Here is a 19,901-nt window from a genome sequence, read left to right on the forward strand (position 1 = left end):
ATCTCGTCTACTTCGCCAGCCAGAAGTCATAGGCGCTCGACGGCGAGTCTAGACCCGCCTCGAAGCTCAGCCCGTTGACGTTGTTCTTCGCCGCCAGAAACCAGCTCGGAGCGAACATCGGCACGATGAAGGCCTGATCGACGCCGAGCTTCTGGATTTCATCGGTGAGGGCGCGCTTCTTCGCCACGTCGGTCGAGCGCAGCGCTTCATCGATCAGACCCGTAATCTGCGGATCCGGATTGGCGATGTTGGAATACAGAAACCCTTTGGAGCCGAGCATGTCCCACAACTCCCGCGCCGGATCCGATGGATTGTCGGTGTTCGGATAGATCGTCCAGTTGCCGTTGGCGTTGTTCTTGGCATATTCGCCAGCGGTGATGATGCGCAGGTTGAGATCGAAGCCGATATTCTTGCGCAACGCGGCCTGGATGCCCTGGATCAGCACTTCGCGGTTGTCGCGAACGTAAGGCTGCGGATAGCCGACGTCGATCTTCAGGCGCACGCCGTTCTTGGTGCGGAAGCCCTCAGAATCGCGGCCGGTCCAGCCGGCTTCGTCGAGCAGCTTGTTGGCGCCCGCGATATTGTTGCCCCACGCACCGACCAGCGCCTTGTTATAGGCCGGGTTGGCCGGGCCAATGATGGACCATGCACGCGGCACCGTACCGAGATAGACCTGCTTGACCAGCGGCTCGAGATCGAAGCCGTCTCGCAGCGCGCGCCGGACCCGCACGTCATCAGCCGGCGGAATGGTGTAATTGATATTGAACGTAAACGACGTGCTGGCGCCGGATGGACCGGTCAGCAATTTGAATTCGGCCTGATCTGCGAACAGCGCCACGTCGGTCGGCTGCACGCCTTCGATCAGATCGACCTGTCCCGACGTCAGCGCACCGGCCCGCACCGCGGCCTCCGGCAGGAATCGCAGCGTCACGCGATCGAGATAGGCCGGGCCGGTATGCGCGGCATAACCCGGTCCCCACTTGTAATCCTTGTTGCGGACGAACACCGCCGACTGGCCGCGGCTGTAGCGCTCGAACACGAACGGTCCGCTGCCCGCCAGCAGCGGCCCGCCGCCGCACAGGTCACCCTTGGCGAGAGCCTTTGGCGAGATGATGCCCAGCTTGACGTTGGACGTGGACTCCAGGAACGTCGAATCCGGCTGCGTCAGGATCAATTTGACGACATAGGGCGACACGACTTCGGCGCGATCGAAATATTGCAGCAGCGCGACTGCATTGGTGGCGTTTTCCGGCTTCTTGACGAAATCGTAATTCGCCTTCACCGCCGCCGCGTCGAACTTCTCGCCGTCGTGGAAGACGACGTCCTCGCGCAGCTTGTACGTATATTCCTTGCCGTCCGGCGAGATCGACCACTCAGTCGCCAGCCATGGCGCGAAGCTGCCATCGGTCTTCTTGCCAACCAGCGAGTCGATATAGTTGCGCGCCACGAAAAATGCAGCCTGCTGCGAGGCGCGATGCGGATCGAAGCAGCTCGGTTCGGTCGCAACGCCCCATGTAATGGCGCCGCCGGAAACCGGCTTGCCTTCCTGCGCCTGCGCAAGCTGTCCGCCCAGCATGACCGACGCGATGACGATCGCAGTGCGTGGCGAAATACTAATCTTCCTCATTGGGGACCGTCCGTTGGTGTTTTTCACTACCAACCGCAGCAGCAACGTCTCGCATTTTCTGAAGTGATCAATGGCATAGAGTTGCCACTTCATCTGAGCGCTGCAACGCGGTAGCAATTTGTAGCGCGATCTAAATCTGCAATCCGCGCAAAGACAATGCACTTCACGCGATCTCACCGTCGCGACACCAAGTTTGAAAGATCATTCGCGATGCGATGCGATCAGTGGGCGAATGTCATACGTGCGAGCCCGAAGACAACTGGATCGCTCTCCGCCTCGCCCATCAGGAATGCTCCATGAGTGAACGCAAACTGCATCTCAACGTGAACCTGCTCCATTCCGGGGTCTATGCATCGGCATGGCGGCTGCCGGACAGCGATCCCGGCGCATTCTACGATGTGCAGCATTATGTGAATGTCGCGAAGATCGCCGAGCGCGGAAAATTCGACGCGATCTTTCTCGCCGACACGCCGGCCATCACCGACCGCATCGACTTGCGGCCATTTCAATCCATGGAGCCGACCATCGTTTTGGCAAGCGTGGCTGCGGCGACCACGCATATCGGCCTGATCGCCACCGCATCCACGACCTATAACGAGCCGTACAATATCGCGCGGCGCTTCGCGACGCTCGACCATGCGAGCGGTGGCCGCGTCGGCTGGAATGCGGTGACCACGGCGGACGCGTCTGCGAGCCGCAATTTCGGCCTCTCGCACGTGCTCGAACATGGCTTGCGCTATGAGCGCGCGAAGGAATTCGCCGAGGTCGTACACGCGCTATGGGACAGTTGGGAAGACGACGCCTTTGTCGGCGACAAGGCGACGGCGCGTTTCGTCGATACGTCGAAGGTCCACGCCATCGATCATCGCGGCACGCATTACACCGTGGCCGGTGCGTTGACCGTGCCGCGCTCGCCGCAGGGACGGCCGATCACCGTGCAGGCCGGCGGTTCAAGCGACGGCCGCGACCTCGCCGCGGCGCAGGCCGATGCGGTGTTCACGCTGTCCCAATCGATCGAGGATGGCGTCGCCTATGCGCGCGATCTGCGGGCGCGGGCCGTCGCCTATGGCCGCCCCTCGGATTCCATCGTGATCCTGCCGGGCCTTGCGACCATCATCGGCAGCACCGAGGCCGAAGCACAGCGCCGGCAGGATGAGTTGTGGGACCTGGTGCCGATCCAGTACAGCCTGTCGCGCCTGGCGGGAACACTGCATGTCTCGCCCGATATCCTCGAACTCGACAAGCCACTACCGGACATCCCACTGCCGGCCAATGCCAACCAGACGATGTTCAAGGGCACCGTTGCCATGGCCCGCAAGGATAATCTGACGGTGCGGCAACTGCTCAAGGCGCTGGGCGGCGGCGTCGGCCATCGCATCATCGTCGGAACGCCCGAGGCGATCGCCGACGATATCGAGGCTTGGTTCAGGGCCGGTGCCGCCGATGGCTTCAACCTGATGCCTGACGTCTTGCCGACCGGTCTGGCCGTGTTCGTCGACGAGGTCGTCCCGCTGCTGCAGAAGCGCAGCATCTTCCGCCGCGACTACGAGGGCACCACGCTGCGCGATCACTTCGGACTCGAACGTCCGCCCAGCCGCTATGCCAAGCATCCCGCAGCGGCCGTCACGGCGTGATATCACTATGGATGACTGCTCCCGTCGCGATCGACGGGAGCAGTCACGGTCGCGCTAACCTGCCCTATGGCGCGTGGAACACCAGCGCCCGCAGCTCGATGCTCTCGCGCGGCGGCGCATCCGCAGGCGCGGTCGGATCCGCAAAGGCCGTATGCGGAGCGAAACGTGCGACGCCGTCTTTGGTCGAATCATAGCACTTCAGCAGCAGTATCTCGTCAGGCGTCATATCCGGCACGTAGTACCAGCGATGCTGCGGATTGAATTTCACCGCGTAGGTTTCACCGACCCGGTGCTGATAGACCAGATCCGATCCGACCAGTTCGTCAAAGCGAACGGTCCGCGCATCGGCGACCGCCAGCGGCGAATCCTTCAACGGGCCGCGGATCGGACGCCACAGATTGATGATCTGCACGCGCCCCTTGAGCAATTCTTCCGCATCCTCCGGGAGCAGATCGCGGACACGTTGCGGACCCGATCTATCGGTGTGATCGACATGCACCCGGGCGACAGGCTGGCGCGGGCCTTCGCCGCGGTCATTGACGCCATCGACGCGCTTGCGCACGGTATGATCGAAGATGAAGACACGGCTCGCGCCGGTGATGTCTTTGAGCAGCTTCTCGGCTTCGGGATAGTAGACGTCCTTGACGTTCTCGTCGTCGTAGAAATCGGACACCGCGCTGTGCTGGTGCGCCACCGCAAAGCCGTGTTCATCGAGCGACCACTGATCGATGCTCGGTCGCGCATCATGGATCGCAACCGCATGCGGCTCCGGCTCCGCAGTGGAGCGCGGCTCGCCGGCCGGAGGATCGAATGTGTAGGTACGAGGGCGGCCATTGATCGGTGCCAGGTAGTTCAGATCCGCGGTGACGAATGCACCGGCCGTGATCTTCTCGTTGAGCAGTCCCATGATGGTTCTCCCGATTGATATGGGCTCATCACACATTTCATGCGGCCCATTTGGTTCAATCTGATCCCGGAGACCCACCGCGCCAATGGGGCGTCTCAAATAAGAACGTCATTTCCCGTCAGCGTGAAAACGGATGATGTGATTTCAGCATCGGTATCGATTGAAGATGTTTAATGTTGTGATCACGATCATCGTGAACAACGTTCGGCGTCGGTGCTTCTGCGCACCCGGAACATCGCTTGCATCTGCAAGCATTTGCGCCTCGTGACCGGCGCTCCGAAAGAAGGATTGGAAGCCGTTCGGCCCAACTTTGGAATTCCCAAGCGCGCTGTGTGGAGCGTTAATGGGCGCCTTCAGGAGTCGAATTGATGCCACATCCGCCACTTCTCGCCGTTGCCATCGCAGGCGCTCTCGCGCTTGCGACGGCCGTCGAGACCTATCACGCTGCCCATCAGCCCAAGCCTGACATGTCCCGGAATGCTGCAGCCACAGTGACGCCAGCCCAGCAACTCGATCGCGCCCTGCAGGCACTCCGTCTCGATACAGTCAGAGACAACGCATCGGCCATGTAGACGGAAGAAGGGACCAAGGCATGTATCTCGGAAAGATGATCGCTTTGGTACTGGGACACGCGACGTTCCTCAGCCTGTTCGTGTGGTGGTTTGGCTAAGCGGGGCTCTCGCCGTCCGGCAAGACCGCTTCGCGGTGTCAACTCAACCGCGCGAGGTCTTCAGCAAAGCTGCCTCCCTCTTCACCCGTGGAAAGATTTGCTCGGCAAAACGCTGCATCTCCTTCTCCAATGGCTGGAATTGCAGCATGAACAACTCGATGCCGGCGGCATGGAATTCGCGGATGCGGGCCGTGACCGTATCGTAGCTTCCCACTAGACCCGCAGCGGTGCCGCCATTGGTGCCGACCCGCGGCGACTTCTGCATCGTCTGCATCATCACGACCTTGGGATCGGTATTGGCACGCTGGATGGCCTTCATCGGCGCGTCCTGCGTGGCAAGCGCCAGCAGACGCTGATGTACCTGCTCGGCTTCTGCGTCAGTCTCACGCACGATCACGAAGGCCGACAGGCCGAAACGCAGCGGTGCGCCGGCCCGCGGTCGTGCCGCCACATTGGCGATCAGTGCCGCGACATCGGCCAGCGGCTGGCCATTGATGAACCAGACATCGCCGTGCGCTGCCACCAGATCGCGCGCTGGCTCCGACTCGCCGCCGACATAGATCGCGGGCCGCGCGCGGTACAGGTCCTTCGGCCGCAGCGCGTAGTCTCGGACATCGAAATTTTCACCCTTGTGCGTCAGCCGTTCCCCGCTCGTCAGCTGCGCAACGATCGAGATCCATTCCTTGCCATAGGCATAGCGATCGTCATGCTCGGCAAAGCCGATACCGGCTTTCTCCAGCTCGGGCTTGTTCCAGGCATTGACGAGATTGAGCGCAAAGCGGCCGCGGCTGATATTCTCGATCTGCAGTGCCATCTTGGCGAGTACGACCGGATGAAACAGATAGGGCTTGATCGCCGCAATGATCTCGATCCGGCTGGTCAGCGCAGCCAGTGCCGCTGCAGAGCTCCAGGTCTCGAGTTGATCGAGATCCTCCTGATGCGGATTGATGGTGTGCTGCGCGATCAGGGTCGAATCGTAACCCAGTGCCTCGGCCTGCAGGACCAGCGCCTTGTTGCGCTCCCACGACGCATCATACGGCTCTTCGGGATCCCGATGCGACGCCCGTGGCCCATGCACCGGTGCCCAGACGCCAAATCGAAGAGGATTCGCGCTCATTGTCTTCCTCATATTCATGTCGCTCTCGCTATAAGACGACCCGTACACAACAATGCAAGCACCGCCATGCACTCATGACATCGGCGGCAAAATAGCGCGGATCGAACGAGAAACTTCTTCTTCGCATGACGCATAGCACCACAAGAAAATTCCACTGCGCTTCGGGCCGATCAAATTTCAAGGCAACACGCAGCTTCATTTTCCAAAAACAAGCACTGCAAAAGATCGTTCACCTCTCAATCGCGTCGCTCGGATATCAAACTGATCTAATATCGCATGGAGAATAGTTTCGCCGAAGAAACTGAAGACGCTGCGCTTTTCGTTGCTCTATCATCGCCGCTGAATTTCAGAACTGCAGCAATGGATGGCAGGGTGAGCAACGTCGACTACGTCATTCAACAGGAGTATCGCGCGCCCGCAACGCCGACACCCGCGCGCAACGCTTCCGCCATTGCCAAACCCGGCCTGAAGCCAAATCTGATCGTTCTGTCCTGGATCGCGCCCATTATTCTCATTGTTGTATGGGAAGCGCTAGCGCAGGCCGGCTGGCTGTCGCCGCAAGTGCTTCCTGCCCCCTCAAAGGTGCTACGCACGGCGTGGAAATTGACCTTGTCCGGATCGCTGCTGAACGATCTCGGCGTCAGCCTGCTCCGCGCGGCCGCGGGCTTTGCAATCGGCGGCAGCATCGGCTTCATTCTCGGCACGCTGGTGGGCTTCTCGCGCATCGCCGAAGCATTGATCGATCGCAGCGTGCAGATGATCCGCGCGATCCCGTTCCTCGCCCTCGTACCCCTCGTCATCGTCTGGTTCGGCGTCGGTGAGGGACAGAAGATCTTTCTGGTCTCGCTCGGTGTCGCCTTCCCCATCTATATCAACACCACGCTCGGCATTCGTCAGATCGATCCGAAGCTGATCGAGCTCGGCCGCGTCCAGGGGCTGTCCACGCTGCAATTGATCCGGCGCATCATCCTGCCCGGTGCGCTGCCGTCGATCCTCACCGGTGTCCGCTATTCGCTGGCGACGGCATGGCTGGCGCTTGTGGTGGCCGAGACTGTCGGCGCGCAATCAGGCCTCGGGTTCCTCGCCATGGACGCCCGCGAATTCCTGCGCACCGACGTGATCGTGCTGACCATCGCGATCTACGCGCTGATCGGGGTTGCCGCCGACTCCATCGCCCGGCTGCTCGAACGCAAATTGCTCGCCTGGCATCCGAACTACGGCAAGGGCGCGCGATCATGAGCCCGACATCTGTGACATCTAGCGAAACCGCCGTAACCGTGAGCGGCCTGACGCGGGCCTATGGTCCGCGGGTGGTGATCGACAGGCTGGATCTCCGCATCGGGCGCGGCGAATTCGTCGCACTTCTCGGTGAGAGCGGCTGCGGCAAGACGACGTTGCTGCGCGCCCTCGCCGGCCTCGACCCGATCCAGGGCGGACATATCGATGCGCCGGGACGACCTGCCGTGGTGTTTCAGGAACATCGCCTGCTGCCCTGGGACACGCTCTGGCAGAATGTCTCGCTCGGCCTTCCTGGCGCGGATCCGCGCAAGCGTGCCGCCGCTGCCCTGGTCGAGGTCGGACTCGGCGATCGGCTGGACGACTGGCCGCGTAATCTGTCCGGCGGACAGGCACAGCGCGTCGCCCTCGCCCGCGCGCTGGTGCAGGAGCCCCGGTTGCTATTGCTCGACGAACCCTTCGCAGCACTGGACGCGCTGACGCGAATTCGCATGCATGTGCTGGTCAAGGAGCTGGTCGCCCGCCACCAGCCCGGCGTGCTTCTCGTCACTCACGATGTCGATGAAGCAATTGCCCTCGCCGACCGGATTCTAGTGATGCGCAACGGCCTGATCGCGTCCGAGCACCACGCCGACACTCACGGCGGGCCGGCTGCATCCCGCGATCAACTACTTCGCGAACTCGGCGTCGCCGCCCATCTCCAGGTCGCCTGATTCCACCTCACAGGAAGTTTTCTCATGTCAAAACCGTTCTTCACATCGTCACGCCGGGATTTTCTCAGTCTCGCGATGGCTGGTGTCAGCGCCTATGCCGGCATTCATCTCGCCAGCCATGACGACGCCATCGCGCAAAGCACCGGGCGAAAGACCGACAAGGTCCGTCTCACCTGGGGCTATCACGGCCTCACGCTGATCGCCAAGGAACGCGGCGAGTTCGAGAAGGCACTCGCCCAGCATGACATCAAGGTGGAATGGCTCGGCCCATTCCCGAACCACGCGCCGACCTTACAGGCAGTGACCGGTGACAGTGCTGATTTTGGCTTTGGCGGTAGCACCACGCCCGCGCTGGCGGCCATTATCGCCGGCTCTCCGCTCGTCTTCACCCAATTCGTGCTCTACGAGCCGCGCACGACGGCGATCATCGCCAAGGATGATTCCGGCATCAACAAGGTCGAGGATCTGGTCGGCAAGTCGGTCGCGGTCAACCGCTCCGGGCTTGGCGAGTTCCTGCTCATCGCCGCGCTCGAGAAGCACAAGGTCGACCGCTCCAAGGTGAAATTCGTCTATCTCAACCCGCCGGACGCAGCGCCGGCACTCGCATCCGGCAAGGTGGATGCCTGGTCGATGTGGTCGCCGGGCGTCGACATCGCGCGGCTGGACTACAAGGCTCACGACGTTTTCCTTGAGGGACGCGACCTGCCGTTCCAGATCGACTTCTCCTCTTACGTGACGTCCCGCAAGTTCGCGAAGGACAATCCGGCCATCGTGCGGGCGCTCAACGCGGCCTATGAGAAGGAAGCGCAGTGGGTCAACAAGAACACCACCGACGCCGAGCATCTCATCCAGAAAGTCGCGAAATATGACGACCGGATTCGCGACCAGTTCATCGAGCGCAAACGCAACTACACGCTCATCCCCGTGTCGGACAAGAAATTCGTCGGAGAACTGCAAACCGCAGCGAACTGGCTGACCGAGCGAAAGGTCCTGCCCGAGTCCGTCACCATCTCGGATCATCTGGCCAGTCTTTAAGTTTTTATCGCCGCTCGATCCCCCCACCGGAATCGCCGAGAAAGAATCCCATGAACAAGCCCACACCGCAGCACTCGTTCGACGTGTCGCAGCCGATCCGGATCGGTTCGTCCGATCTGCAACAGTTGTTTGATCACATCGCGCAGGGCGAGGCAGAGCGCGAGCACGACCGTGTTCTGCCTTACGACATCATCGAGCTGATCCGCCGATCGCGGATCGGCGCGCTCCGCATTCCCAAGGCCGACGGCGGCGGCGGCAGTACCGTACGAGAACTGCTCACTACGGTCATCAGGTTGGCGGAAGCCGATGCCAATGTCGCGCATATCCTGCGCAATCACTATAGCGTGGTCGAGCGCCTACTGGCCTCGCCGCCAAGCGCGCAGAATCGCAAGTGGCGCGACGACGTCGCGGCCGGCGCCATCATTGGCCTTGCCACCACCGAGCTGGGCAGCTCGCAGGTGGGAGACATCGCTCCCGCCACCACCGTCACGCCGGATGGCGACGGCTACCGCCTGAACGGCACCAAATATTACAGCACCGGCACGCTCTATGCGGACTACGTGCTGGTGCGCGTCGCGGACGGCAATGAAGCACTCGCGACCACGATCATTCCGGTCAAGCGCGAGGGCATCGAGCTGGTCGATGACTGGGATGGTTCGGGCCAGCGCCTGACCGGAAGCGGAACCACGCATTTCCGCAACGTCCGGGTGGAAGCGGCAGAACTGATCTTCGATCAGCCCAATATCGGTTATGGGGCCGCCTATCAGAACACGTTCGCGCAACTCTACCTGACGGCCATCAATGCCGGCATCGCCGCAGCCATCCTGCGTGACGCCAGCGACCTCGTCAGGCGGCGCGCGCGCAGTTTCTATTACGCGCCCACGCTTCGCCCACGCGAGGACCCTATCCTGCAGCAGACCGTTGGCCAGATCGCAAGCAACGCGTTCGCGGCAGAAGCAACCGTGCTGGCCGCCGCCGACGCGCTTGACGTATCGAGCAAGGCCCTTGATCGGGAAGATACCAAGCCGGCGCTGGATGCCGCCCTCGCATCGTCCAAGGCCAAGATCGTCGTCGACGAACTGGCCATCCGCAGTGGCAGCCTGCTGTTCGACGCCGGCGGCGCATCCGCGACCAAGAAGTCCGACAACCTCGACCGTCACTGGCGCAATGCGCGAACCCTGTCGTCGCACAACCCGGTGACCTACAAGGCGCAGGCGATCGGCGCCTATGAGATCAACGGCACGCCGCTGCCGGCCAAGGGCTTCTTCTAGGCCATCCGGAACGCTGCGGGATCGTAGCGAGCGCGATATATTCACTTCATTCCCAACCTGGACACATCATGAAAGCTGCATCTCGATTTCTCATTCTCTCCCTTTCAGCGCTTGTACTGTCGTTACCCGCCCTGCAGGCCAACGCCGCCGACAAGCCGCTCAAGGTCGGCGTTTCGGCAGGGCCCTATGGTGACATTCTTCGCGAGGCCGCGCGGCTTTCCGAGAAAGAGGGACTGAAGGCGGAGATCATCGAGTTCAGCGACTGGAACCAGCCAAATGCAGCGCTGCAGGCAGGCGACATCGACCTCAACAACTTCCAGCACCGCTTCTATCTCGCCAATCAATCGAAGGCGCGCGGTTACAAGCTCTCCGCCCTCGATGAATCGATCCTGGTGCCGGCCGGCGTCTTCTCCAAGAAATACACCAAGGCCTCCGACATTCCCGACGGGGCCAAGATCGCCATCCCCAACGATCCGACCAATGCAGCGCGCGCATTGTTGCTGTTTCAGACCGCTGGACTGCTCAAATTGAAGACCGATGCCGGCCTCTCGGCGAGCATTCTCGATGTGACTGAAAATCCGAAGAAGCTGCAGATCGTCGAGATCGACGCGGCCCAGTTACCGCGGTCTCTCGACGACGTGGCAGCCGCCTTTGTGTCATCCAACTACGCCTATCTCGCTGGCCTGGACCTCAACAAGGCGCTTGCGGCCGAGACCAGCGTCGTCGAAGCCAAGCCATATTATACCCTCGTCTTCGCCGCGCGTGACGATCGCAAAGACGATTCGCAGATCAAGAAATTCATCTCGATCTATCGTTCGCAACCGGTGAAGGATTTCATCCGCACCAAGTTCAACGGCTCGATCCTCGCCGCCTGGTAATCCCAGCGGGAGGGCAGCTCGCGTGTTCTCCCTGACGCGATGTGGCATGGCCCGACCACGGGCCGTGCCTGTCACGACAGCGGCAGCGGGCCGGCTATCCAACCATCATCGCGGGCTGATCTTGCTGCGCACCGATGCCTGCGTCACGAAACTGTTGGGCGGCACGTCTTCGGTCAACCAGACATTGCCGCCGATAGTGGAGCCGCTTCCGACCACGATGCGTCCTAGAATGGTTGCGCCCGCATAGATGATGACATCGTCCTCGATGATCGGATGGCGCGCATTGCCCTTGATGGCCTTGCCCTCGTGATCGGTGGGGAAGTGCCGGGCTCCAAGCGTTACCGCCTGATAGATTCGGACGCGATCGCCGACGATGGCAGTTTCGCCGATCACGACGCCGGTGCCATGGTCGATGAAGATGCTGGCGCCAAGACGCGCGCCCGGGTGAATGTCGATTCCCGTTGCGCTATGCGCCAGCTCGGCGATCAGCCGCGCCACCATCGTCGCCCCAAGATTGTAGAGCAGGTGCGCGACGCGGTGATGGATGATCGCCACCATGCCGGGATAGCCAATCAGGATTTCGGGGAAGCTCGTCGCAGCAGGATCCCCCACGAAGGCGGCCCTGAGATCGCTGACCAGCCTGCCTCGGATCTCCGGCAGCCGGGCGGCGAAGTCACGCGTCAGCGCAACGGCGTCCTCGAAATGTCGCTCGGTCGGCGCACCGTCGGAAACGAAAGTCTGCCCGCGGTAGACTTGCTCGAGCAAGCCATCCAGCGCGGCGCCCAGTTTGCCTTCGACAAACGCGTCGATGCTTTCGGTGCCGAAATCGGAACGCCCGTAATGCCGGGGAAACAATGCCTCGGTGAGGCTCTTGAGCACCTCCGCGAGGGCTTCGCGCGACGGCGCCCGTCTGTTCGGCCCACGCTGCCAGATATTGTGGGCAACATCGCGGGACTCGCGCAGCCCGGCAACGATCGTACCCAGGTCCCAGAGTGGCGCCGGACCGTCCCGATCTGTGTCTTGCTTGACGTCCTCGGCAACCCTCGACATCGCGGCTCCCCTGTTGCGATCTCACGCAGCTGCAACTGTGACTCATGAGCCAGGGACAAGGAATTCCAAAAGTGCAGCATTTTCGATACGTCCATGCTTCCTTCACAGGCGCCGACCTCACGTCACATGCCTTCGCTTCCGATACGATCGCGTTCGAGCACGCGAACCGGCATGCGCGCTGCTTCCAAGGCTGTGCAAGCTGCACGGCGGAACGATTTTACCGTGATCGGATGGCTGCTGCCGTCGCCAAACAGCCGTTCATTCGCCGCACATGCCTGCGCGCAGCATCGTCGTCGTTGCGGTGCCGATAAATTTGGATGGTCATTTCATTGACGAACGAACGCCGACGTCGGATATTCCTCACACAGATTATGCACTTCGGAATGACTGCAATGACCGCATATGAGACAACAGTAGTGAGCCAGTCGCGCAAGCGCGTGACCTGCCGCTGCGTGTCCGCGGCCACCGGCGCGTGTTGTTGATTCCGGCGTAACGACTCACACCGAACATCCCATCACTCATTGATAGGATCGCTGCCTCGGCGGCGAACAGAACGCGCATGTCGAATGCCTATGTCATCGAAGTCTTCAATCGCACTGCCGGAATCGTCGTCGCCGAAGAGCGCGGATTTCGTTTCTTTTCATCAGAACCTGCCTTCGACACGCTCGAAGGCGACCATTTCGGATCGGCCCGTGCAGCGGAACGCGCAGCGAAGGCACTCATAGACCAGCGAAGTCACAAGGCTAGCCAATCCCGTATCGCCACGGCTCGCTGAGTTCGAGACTGTCCTCGCCCGACCAGAACGACAATCAGCGTCGAACGAACAAAATTGCCCGGCGCAGACGGCATGGAGAATATTACTCCACGCCGGAACGCCCCGACGTGCTGATCATCATTATTTATGGCACGCGCTTGCGTAGACCGGATTTATCGCCTTGTTATCTGCAAATGTCGCGTTGGAGAACGATGATGCGTGAACTATCGGCGGAAGCCCGGTTGCATAGCCGTGCGCGCGCGTCGTCGAACCGCACAGCGGTGCGCCTGCACACGGCTGCCGTTTACGGCGCATTTGCGCTAATCGCAGCCATCGTGTTCGGCGCGACATCGGTGCGCCCATTTTGATAACGGCACGGGACGGTGAGTCGCACGCAAAAATGCGATCCCATCGTCAGAGGACATCATGAGCGATCGTTCGGAGTTTCTTTGGTACATCCCGAATGACGTGAAGGCAGGTCACCGCGGCGATGTCGTCGACCCAAACCACAACAGCGTCGAGACGCTTGCCGACCAGGCGCAAGCGCTGGAACGTCATGGGTGGCAAGGCGCGCTGATCGGAACCGGCTGGGGAAGGCCGGACACATTCACCGTCGCGTCAGTACTGGCGGCCCGAACGACGCGTTTCGAGCCGCTGATAGCCATCCGCCCGGGCTATTGGCAGCCGGCGCATTTTGCATCTGCCGCAGCCACACTGGATCAATTGAGCGGTGGCCGGGTTCGCATCAATATCGTCTCGGGCAAGGACAATCTGGCGGCTTACGGCGATGACGAAGCCGACTCGTCGCAGCGATATGCGCGGACCAAGGAGTTCATGCGCATCGTCCGGCGACTATGGACCGAAGAAAACGTCACCTATTCCGGCTCACATTTTCGCGTTTCCGACTCGACCGCGGCGCCGCGCATCGTCCAGCGCGGCAATCGCCGACATCCGAAGCTGTATTTCGGCGGGGCGTCGGACGCGGCCGAGCACGTCGCCGCAACTGAAGCCGATGTCCAGCTGTTCTGGGGCGAACCGCTTGGCGACGTCAAACAGCGCATCGAACGGCTCAAGAGCTTAAGTCAGCGCCTTGATCGGGATCTCCCGCCCCTTGAGTTTGGACTCAGGATCACGACGCTTGTCCGGGAGAGCTCCGCCGAAGCCTGGGCTGCGGCGGAAGCCAAGGTTGCCGACATGGCGCAGAAAGCAGGCGCGGGCTGGAACGACCACGGCCCTGCCATCGCAATCGGCCAACGACGACTGCTCGACCTGCAGGCCCGCGGCGACGTCCTTGACGACAATCTCTATACGGCACCAGGAAAATTCGGCGCAGCCGGCGCCGGCACCACCTGGCTGGTCGGTTCGGCATCCGAAGTGGCCAGCTCGCTGCAGAAATACCGCGATCTCGGCATCAAGTATTTCATCCTGTCCGACACGCCCTATCTGGCGGAGATCGAGCGGCAAGGCAAAATACTCCTGCCTTTGCTTCGAGATTGATTTGCACGGCACCATCCGTCCTGATCCGGATTGGCACCATCATTCTCTGTCCTGTTCGAACCAGCCTATTGCTACCTCGATCTTGCGCTCGATACGCCTGAAGAAGACGCGCATTATATAATTGATATCATTATATAATTTATGGGAGCGCCTTTAGGCTCAATCTTGCCGAGGTCCACTTTGCGGCCCGTTCGCGCTTCCAGAAGGACGATGTAGCCCGTCCGGAATGCAGCGCCAGCTTCCGCCGGATCGCTTTCGTACCGACGAGGTAACCAGGCGGATATCTCTGCCCAGTTCGCGATACTCTGGCGCGCGCGAATTTAATTGTGGCGGCCTGCCGTAAGTGATTGAATTTTCAGCAACTCGACTCAACTAATGATGGAGATACTTCGCCAGCGAGGTTACTGCCATGCTTGCCGAGAAGTTTTTTCTGGTGCTCGAGACAATCAGAAGCCACGCCTCCGATGATAAGCCATCCGGTGGTAGATCATCTCCAGTCGTGACCGGTCCCGTACCGCAGATCCCGATCAAACCGCCAGGCGAAAAGCAAATTAAGACCGCCAACTGAGGCAGCTTTTTGCTTTTCACGAATGTGGGCGTTCGCACCATTCGAACAGCCCTGAGTCCCGCTGGTCCCGATCGATCTGGAAATTGCCGTCGTAATTTGCCGCGTCATGCCAACGCCAACTTGGACATGTCTTGTCGTTGTCATAGAATATTCACACGGCCTTCCGATGGAGCTACCGTTGAACGCCCAGCAGCCAATCCTGCCCGATTTCGGCGCGCCAATTGCCGTGCGACCGGGCGAACAGGCGGAAATCGAACTTAAGCTGCTGGCGCCGCAAGGTATCCTCGAAAAACTGCGCGAGATGCCCGTCATCGTGCAGCATGCGCGCAATCGCGGCGTGGTCCGCCGGCTGGAGACAATTTATTACGACACACCGGAGAGAGCGCTGTTTCAACGCGGCATGTCACTGCGCGTGCGACGCAGCGGCAAGCATTTCATTCAGACATTGAAGCTTCTGCCCGACATCGGGCGGCCGTTAGCGCGACGGCAGTGGGAAACATCGGTTGACAGTATGACTCCCGATCTGGCGCGACTTCCTGGCGCCGAGATCGGCGATCCGCTGACGACGCTTACGCCCGATGCGCTCGTGCCAGCGTTTGCAACAAGAGTTCGCCGGCATGCACGGCAGCTCGATCTGCCTGATGCGTCAGTTGAAGTCGCCTTCGACGTGGGGACTATCGAGGCCGGTACGCGTCAAGAAGTCCTGTCCGAGATCGAGCTCGAATTGAAGAGCGGCAACGCCGGCGCGCTGTTTGATCTCGGAACGCAGTTGCTCGATGCCGCGCCGCTGCAGGTCGGCACACGGAGCAAGGCAGAACGCGGTTATGCGCTGGCGTTCAATGTCATGCAACCGGCAGTGAAAGCCGAACCTGTCAACATCACTGCCGAGCGCGCGGTTGACGACGTCATTGCGCTGCTGGGAGGCGCCTGCTGGCATCATCTCCTGCGCAATCATGCGGTGGCAAAGGCGGGATCCGACCCCGAAGGCGTGCACCAGATGCGCATCGCTTTGCGCCGTTTGCGCACGATCTGTGCGCTGTTCCGGCGCGAGATCCCATCGCCCTCGTTTGAGGCGATCAACAGCGAAGCGAGGTGGCTGATGCGACAGCTCGGCCGAACCCGCGATTGGGACGTTTTCGCCACCACGATCGTTTCTCGCGTGGCGACGACCACGCCGGAGGTCGACTTCGGCGGCTTGCGCGAGGCAATCGAGCGGCAGCGCAAGTCGAGCTATGGCAGCCTGCAGGCGGTTCTCGACGATCCGCGCTACAGCCGTTTTCTGCTTTCGCTCGGGCACTGGGTCGAGCGCCGCAGCTGGCGCAACGATATCGACAGCGATGCGCTGGCTGTCCTGTCGCAGCCAATACCGGCGCTCGCTGACAAAATTCTGGCGCGACAGCAGCGGAAGGTGCGCAAGCGTGGCACGCACTTCCGGCAGCTCGACACCGCTGCACGGCACAGTCTCAGGATCCAGCTCAAGAGGCTGCGCTATGCGGCAGAATTCTTCTTGCCACTTTACACCGGCCATGCGCCCGCCAAGCGCTACGTGGCTCGGCTCGCCAGACTCCAAAAAAGTCTGGGACGCGTGTGCGACATCGCAAGTATCCGCGGATTGCTCCGTTCGGTCAGGCAGGACGATCAGGCCGCGCTTCATCTCTCCATCGGCACCGTGACGGGCTGGCAGGTCCGCGACGAGATTGCAGCCGCGACAACGCTGCGCAAGAAATGGCGGCGCTTTAAGGCGACGCCGGCATTCTGGGACCGGTAAAGTTCGTCGCGCTCATCTACGGGCGTGACGGCGCGCACCTCAATGATCGAGAAGCACTACGCCCGTTGGATTTCTGATGCCTGGAAGAGTTAGTCGTGCGATCTGTAGTTCCACTCCTTCCTCGAGATGAGGCCTGATGCATCTTTTACGAGGGGCAGTGATTGCGGCCACAGCGTGCCACCTAAAGCAATGCCGCTCATGAAATATTGAATGAAGCAATATCGATGGCATAGGCAGTTCCGATCAACTCGGTGTAGTTGCCGCATCTCGCGCCGGTGCCGCACGGCCGTTGGTTATCCGCACTCGGTGCCATATCAGCAGTAAGGCTTGCAAAGCTGTGGTGATGCCAGCTGCATCCTGCATTGTTTGTTGATTTTATTAGATTTTACAATTTCTTCCGGATCAACCCCACCGTTCGCCCCAACCGCACTTTGCGCGCGCCCGATCAGGCCGCATACTTTCGCCTGTCCTGGGATTGTACCAAGCGCCTTGTCCGCCGGACCACGCCACTCGAATTCTGGAGCATCCAGCATAGGTGGGAATGAGCTTGGCCAATCCCAAAAATCCGATCGCGAGCACAACGACGATTACAACCAGCAGGATGATGCCTAGCACTTGCTCCAGATCGAAATCCTTCCGGCACAAGCGACCCAATCGGTTGTATAGGCCGCAGGCCAAGCGGGCTTGAGAGTGAACTACGCACGATCACTCAGGAACTCGGGGCCTCGTTTTAAAATGAGGGATGGGTTCTGCGGATAGTGACCAAGGCATCCGGAAGTGGCTGAGCGCCTTCATCGGCTGCAAGAGTAATACGATCGACCTTGCTGAGGAACACAAACGATATTTCAGCCGTGGGCCCCAAATCTTTCAAGGCGGCATAAAACGTTGCAGCCTCGCACGCGCTTGCGCCTCGCACACTGATAACCGATGTCTGCCTGAAAATTCGCTGACCGTCGCACGTCACCCTACCGAGATCCTCTCGAAACTCAGAAAGAAGACATATGCCTTTCGCGACCTCAACAGAACTCGCATCGAACGCTAACGTCGGATGTCCATCAATCTCTACGGCAAACAACAGTCGATCACTGAAAGGATCGGTCACGAGAATATTCCTTTCCCGATAATAGTTAGTGACAGCTTCCATAAATTGTATTCTGATACTGTTCGCAAAAACCCACTCTTAAAGGGGGATGTTTTCAAAAGCCGAGCGCACATATCCGTCGTGACGCTTAATCCAGACGATTATTTACGCCGCGAGGTACCGCGATGAAGGCTGTTAACAGCACAAGTCGATCGTGCATCTCGCGTCAATTGGCCTTTCCGTGAATCGAATCCAGCTTATCTTGTCAATCCCATCTCCTTAACAAGAACATGAAATCAATTTCTACAATCTAAACCGAGACCCGAGCCAGACGCATGGGCAAGACAGAGACGACACCAACCGAAATTATCCGCATGATCTCTGCTGAAGCTACCCGACTCATCGGCCCGTGGCCCAGCAACCTGGATATATTTGTATTTCGCGTGGATGACAGCTGGGAATGCCTGATAACACCGACCAATAATCCAACCGAAGCTAAATTCCGAGATGTGGCGTTGCAGATCGGCCTTTCACTCGAACGCAGTTTTAAGCTCAGGGTATGAAACCTATTTTTGCGGCCTCGTATTCTCCTTACCAACTCGAAATCCTCTTGCGAAATTGACACGACGTTGGGGCAACTAAGCCTCAGCACAGCGATTTCGATCTGCTGCCTTTCCCATACTTTTGCAGGCAAGCTGTTATCCCGAGAGCTATCAGTTCGGTGTCTAGATTACCGGGAATTATCGCGAGCCCCAACGGCCCGGGCGTCGGGCAAAAGTAGATCTTCTTTCCTCGTTGAGTTTGTAGTCGACGCATACTCTTCGATAACTCTCCGAGAAGCGAATGCCGTTTCTGTCTCGGTCGCTATCGTTCTCACAGCTTTCGCGACGAACGCCTTGACCGATGAAGTGTGTATTTCGAACAGGCGATAAAACGCAACAGATAGCGCACCACAGAGCAGCATGAAGGACACGAAGCGAACGAGAGAGAACAACGTAAACTCGCTTGGGCCACTACTGAAGATAACGTTCAGCACCACCAAAATTGGATAGTGTGTTGCATATAGCGAAAAACTATACTTCGCGCCGTTTGCGAGTGGGTGCAGCTGCCTTGGCATAGATGCACCCGAGAGGGTCAGCCCCACGATGCTGCCTGCGACAATCAGGCCGGTTGCCAGCTGGCTTGCCGCCCATTTCGGCGCCGCCCCCCCTACATAGAGCAGCCAGGCTCCAACGAGACCGACGCAGAATAAGAACAGCCAACTCACGGCAGGCGCCCTAATGGCGTAAACTGCGGCGCCGAGGCACCATATCAAAAAGTAGAAGATGAATTTGGCTCCGATATGCGCCCCCGCCGGGTCATGTCTTTCTGCATACCAAAACAAGGCAAGAATGCCGATGATCAAAAATGTAAAACTGGGACGAGACCAAACGACGACAAGAGCAAAGATCAGGACATAGTACCAGAATTCGTTGGAGAGGCTCCACAATACCAGATTTCCGGCAAACTCCGAGCATGCGATCGTCTGAAGAAATGCGACATTGCATACGGCCGTCGTCACCCCAGCGCTTGCAGAGAATAGTCTTCCTGCATCATATAGGTCGTGGCGCGTCGCAACAAATTCCTGCCAGTTCGGCAAATGTCTCGCCAAACTATATGCGCAGATGGACGTCACAAGTGCAGGCATTAACACCACATAGAGGCGAGCACCTCTCGCGGCGAAGTAATCAATCGCATTGAGCTGCCCCCACCTTGCTCTGACGATCGCTGGTCCGCCCACGAGATAGCCACTCAAAACGAAGAAGACGATGACAGCGGCCATGCCATGCGCGCTGAGTATCTGTACAAGAGAGTAGAGATAGCTGACGGGAGAGCCATCTCCCGGGTCCGGAGACCTTTCCAGAAACATCAATTGGTAGGAGTGGAACGCAACCACCTCGATTGCAGCCATCGTACGGGCGAGATCTAGCCATGAGGGCAGATTCGCCGGTGTCACGGCGTTGGTACGAAACCCAATCCAACCCTCATCCATGAGCTCGAGATCCTGCAAAGCGTCAGTCTGCAATTGGCACGTCATCGACCTGTGTGAACCAGC

General features: G+C 59.8%; 18 protein-coding genes. 12 read left to right on the forward strand and 6 right to left on the reverse strand.

Going from position 1 to position 19,901, the window contains the following annotated elements:
• Positions 1–7: 7 nt before the first annotated feature.
• Positions 8–1,627: an ABC transporter substrate-binding protein gene (locus HP556_RS10225; RefSeq protein ID WP_175366911.1), complete on the reverse strand. Its 1,620-nt coding sequence runs from the start codon at positions 1,625–1,627 to the stop codon at positions 8–10.
• Positions 1,628–1,923: 296 nt separating this feature from the next.
• On the opposite strand from HP556_RS10225, the gene HP556_RS10230 reads away from it, so the two are divergent.
• Positions 1,924–3,261 carry an LLM class flavin-dependent oxidoreductase gene (locus HP556_RS10230; protein WP_175366912.1) on the forward strand — a complete coding sequence of 446 codons (1,338 nt, stop codon included), beginning with the start codon at positions 1,924–1,926 and terminating at the stop codon, positions 3,259–3,261.
• 64 nt (positions 3,262–3,325) lie between these two features.
• Here the strand turns inward: HP556_RS10230 and HP556_RS10235 are convergent, their stop codons facing one another.
• Positions 3,326–4,168 (reverse strand): CmcJ/NvfI family oxidoreductase, encoded by an 843-nt coding sequence (locus tag HP556_RS10235; protein ID WP_175366913.1) that lies wholly within the window; start codon positions 4,166–4,168, stop codon positions 3,326–3,328.
• 368 nt (positions 4,169–4,536) lie between these two features.
• Between HP556_RS10235 and HP556_RS10240 the strand changes: the two genes are divergently transcribed.
• Complete coding sequence (locus tag HP556_RS10240; protein WP_175366914.1) at positions 4,537–4,740, forward strand: hypothetical protein; 204 nt, start codon at positions 4,537–4,539, stop codon at positions 4,738–4,740.
• 141 nt (positions 4,741–4,881) lie between these two features.
• Here the strand turns inward: HP556_RS10240 and HP556_RS10245 are convergent, their stop codons facing one another.
• Positions 4,882–5,955 (reverse strand): LLM class flavin-dependent oxidoreductase, encoded by a 1,074-nt coding sequence (locus HP556_RS10245; protein ID WP_175366915.1) that lies wholly within the window; start codon positions 5,953–5,955, stop codon positions 4,882–4,884.
• Positions 5,956–6,405: 450 nt separating this feature from the next.
• Here HP556_RS10245 and HP556_RS10250 point away from each other — a divergent pair, with 450 nt between their 5' ends.
• From HP556_RS10250 to HP556_RS10270, 5 genes are all read left to right on the forward strand, one after another.
• Positions 6,406–7,194, forward strand: coding sequence for an ABC transporter permease subunit (locus tag HP556_RS10250; RefSeq protein WP_338117559.1), 789 nt, complete (start codon positions 6,406–6,408; stop codon positions 7,192–7,194).
• Positions 7,191–7,904 carry an ABC transporter ATP-binding protein gene (locus HP556_RS10255; protein ID WP_175366917.1) on the forward strand — a complete coding sequence of 238 codons (714 nt, stop codon included), beginning with the start codon at positions 7,191–7,193 and terminating at the stop codon, positions 7,902–7,904. The genes HP556_RS10250 and HP556_RS10255 overlap by 4 nt, the downstream gene beginning before the upstream one ends.
• Before the next feature lie 24 nt (positions 7,905–7,928).
• Entirely contained in the window at positions 7,929–8,939 is a 1,011-nt protein-coding gene (locus HP556_RS10260) for an NrtA/SsuA/CpmA family ABC transporter substrate-binding protein (RefSeq protein WP_175366918.1), read from the forward strand.
• 50 nt (positions 8,940–8,989) lie between these two features.
• Complete coding sequence (locus HP556_RS10265) at positions 8,990–10,210, forward strand: acyl-CoA dehydrogenase family protein (protein WP_175366919.1); 1,221 nt, start codon at positions 8,990–8,992, stop codon at positions 10,208–10,210.
• A 68-nt stretch (positions 10,211–10,278) separates the two neighbouring features.
• A complete protein-coding gene (locus tag HP556_RS10270) occupies positions 10,279–11,088 on the forward strand; it encodes a MetQ/NlpA family ABC transporter substrate-binding protein (protein ID WP_175366920.1) in 810 nt (269 codons plus the stop codon).
• A gap of 105 nt (positions 11,089–11,193) precedes the next feature.
• Here HP556_RS10270 and epsC read toward each other — a convergent pair whose 3' ends face one another.
• Positions 11,194–12,138, reverse strand: coding sequence for a serine O-acetyltransferase EpsC (epsC, locus tag HP556_RS10275; protein ID WP_175366921.1), 945 nt, complete (start codon positions 12,136–12,138; stop codon positions 11,194–11,196).
• 559 nt (positions 12,139–12,697) lie between these two features.
• Between epsC and HP556_RS10280 the strand changes: the two genes are divergently transcribed.
• From HP556_RS10280 to HP556_RS10295, 4 genes are all read left to right on the forward strand, one after another.
• Positions 12,698–12,913: a hypothetical protein gene (locus tag HP556_RS10280; RefSeq protein ID WP_093759209.1), complete on the forward strand. Its 216-nt coding sequence runs from the start codon at positions 12,698–12,700 to the stop codon at positions 12,911–12,913.
• A 107-nt stretch (positions 12,914–13,020) separates the two neighbouring features.
• Positions 13,021–13,260 carry a hypothetical protein gene (locus HP556_RS10285; RefSeq protein WP_175366866.1) on the forward strand — a complete coding sequence of 80 codons (240 nt, stop codon included), beginning with the start codon at positions 13,021–13,023 and terminating at the stop codon, positions 13,258–13,260.
• Positions 13,261–13,318: 58 nt separating this feature from the next.
• Entirely contained in the window at positions 13,319–14,389 is a 1,071-nt protein-coding gene (locus HP556_RS10290) for an LLM class flavin-dependent oxidoreductase (RefSeq protein WP_175366922.1), read from the forward strand.
• 746 nt (positions 14,390–15,135) lie between these two features.
• On the forward strand, positions 15,136–16,725 hold the full coding sequence (locus HP556_RS10295; protein WP_175366923.1) for a CYTH and CHAD domain-containing protein: 1,590 nt from the start codon (positions 15,136–15,138) through the stop codon (positions 16,723–16,725).
• A gap of 730 nt (positions 16,726–17,455) precedes the next feature.
• Here HP556_RS10295 and HP556_RS10300 read toward each other — a convergent pair.
• Positions 17,456–17,869, reverse strand: a complete 414-nt coding sequence (locus tag HP556_RS10300) for a hypothetical protein (protein WP_120288753.1) — start codon at positions 17,867–17,869, stop codon at positions 17,456–17,458.
• A gap of 272 nt (positions 17,870–18,141) precedes the next feature.
• Between HP556_RS10300 and HP556_RS10305 the strand changes: the two genes are divergently transcribed.
• Positions 18,142–18,369 carry a hypothetical protein gene (locus tag HP556_RS10305; RefSeq protein WP_139285903.1) on the forward strand — a complete coding sequence of 76 codons (228 nt, stop codon included), beginning with the start codon at positions 18,142–18,144 and terminating at the stop codon, positions 18,367–18,369.
• A 167-nt stretch (positions 18,370–18,536) separates the two neighbouring features.
• Here HP556_RS10305 and HP556_RS10310 read toward each other — a convergent pair whose 3' ends face one another.
• A complete protein-coding gene (locus HP556_RS10310) occupies positions 18,537–19,838 on the reverse strand; it encodes an acyltransferase family protein (RefSeq protein ID WP_175366924.1) in 1,302 nt (433 codons plus the stop codon).
• Positions 19,839–19,901 lie beyond the last annotated feature (63 nt).

This window comes from Tardiphaga robiniae (assembly GCF_013359755.1).
GTDB lineage: Bacteria > Pseudomonadota > Alphaproteobacteria > Rhizobiales > Xanthobacteraceae > Tardiphaga > Tardiphaga robiniae.

Excerpts from the sequence above, each read along its gene's own strand:
- HP556_RS10225 (WP_175366911.1), bottom strand. The coding sequence starts at position 1,627 with ATGAGGAAGATTAGTATTTCGCCACGCACTGCGATCGTCATCGCGTCG.
- HP556_RS10230 (WP_175366912.1), top strand. The coding sequence starts at position 1,924 with ATGAGTGAACGCAAACTGCATCTCAACGTGAACCTGCTCCATTCCGGG.
- HP556_RS10235 (WP_175366913.1), bottom strand. The coding sequence starts at position 4,168 with ATGGGACTGCTCAACGAGAAGATCACGGCCGGTGCATTCGTCACCGCG.
- HP556_RS10240 (WP_175366914.1), top strand. The coding sequence starts at position 4,537 with ATGCCACATCCGCCACTTCTCGCCGTTGCCATCGCAGGCGCTCTCGCG.
- HP556_RS10245 (WP_175366915.1), bottom strand. The coding sequence starts at position 5,955 with ATGAGCGCGAATCCTCTTCGATTTGGCGTCTGGGCACCGGTGCATGGG.
- HP556_RS10255 (WP_175366917.1), top strand. The coding sequence starts at position 7,191 with ATGAGCCCGACATCTGTGACATCTAGCGAAACCGCCGTAACCGTGAGC.
- HP556_RS10260 (WP_175366918.1), top strand. The coding sequence starts at position 7,929 with ATGTCAAAACCGTTCTTCACATCGTCACGCCGGGATTTTCTCAGTCTC.
- HP556_RS10265 (WP_175366919.1), top strand. The coding sequence starts at position 8,990 with ATGAACAAGCCCACACCGCAGCACTCGTTCGACGTGTCGCAGCCGATC.
- HP556_RS10270 (WP_175366920.1), top strand. The coding sequence starts at position 10,279 with ATGAAAGCTGCATCTCGATTTCTCATTCTCTCCCTTTCAGCGCTTGTA.
- epsC (WP_175366921.1), bottom strand. The coding sequence starts at position 12,138 with ATGTCGAGGGTTGCCGAGGACGTCAAGCAAGACACAGATCGGGACGGT.
- HP556_RS10280 (WP_093759209.1), top strand. The coding sequence starts at position 12,698 with ATGTCGAATGCCTATGTCATCGAAGTCTTCAATCGCACTGCCGGAATC.
- HP556_RS10290 (WP_175366922.1), top strand. The coding sequence starts at position 13,319 with ATGAGCGATCGTTCGGAGTTTCTTTGGTACATCCCGAATGACGTGAAG.
- HP556_RS10300 (WP_120288753.1), bottom strand. The coding sequence starts at position 17,869 with ATGGAAGCTGTCACTAACTATTATCGGGAAAGGAATATTCTCGTGACC.
- HP556_RS10305 (WP_139285903.1), top strand. The coding sequence starts at position 18,142 with ATGGGCAAGACAGAGACGACACCAACCGAAATTATCCGCATGATCTCT.
- HP556_RS10310 (WP_175366924.1), bottom strand. The coding sequence starts at position 19,838 with ATGGATGAGGGTTGGATTGGGTTTCGTACCAACGCCGTGACACCGGCG.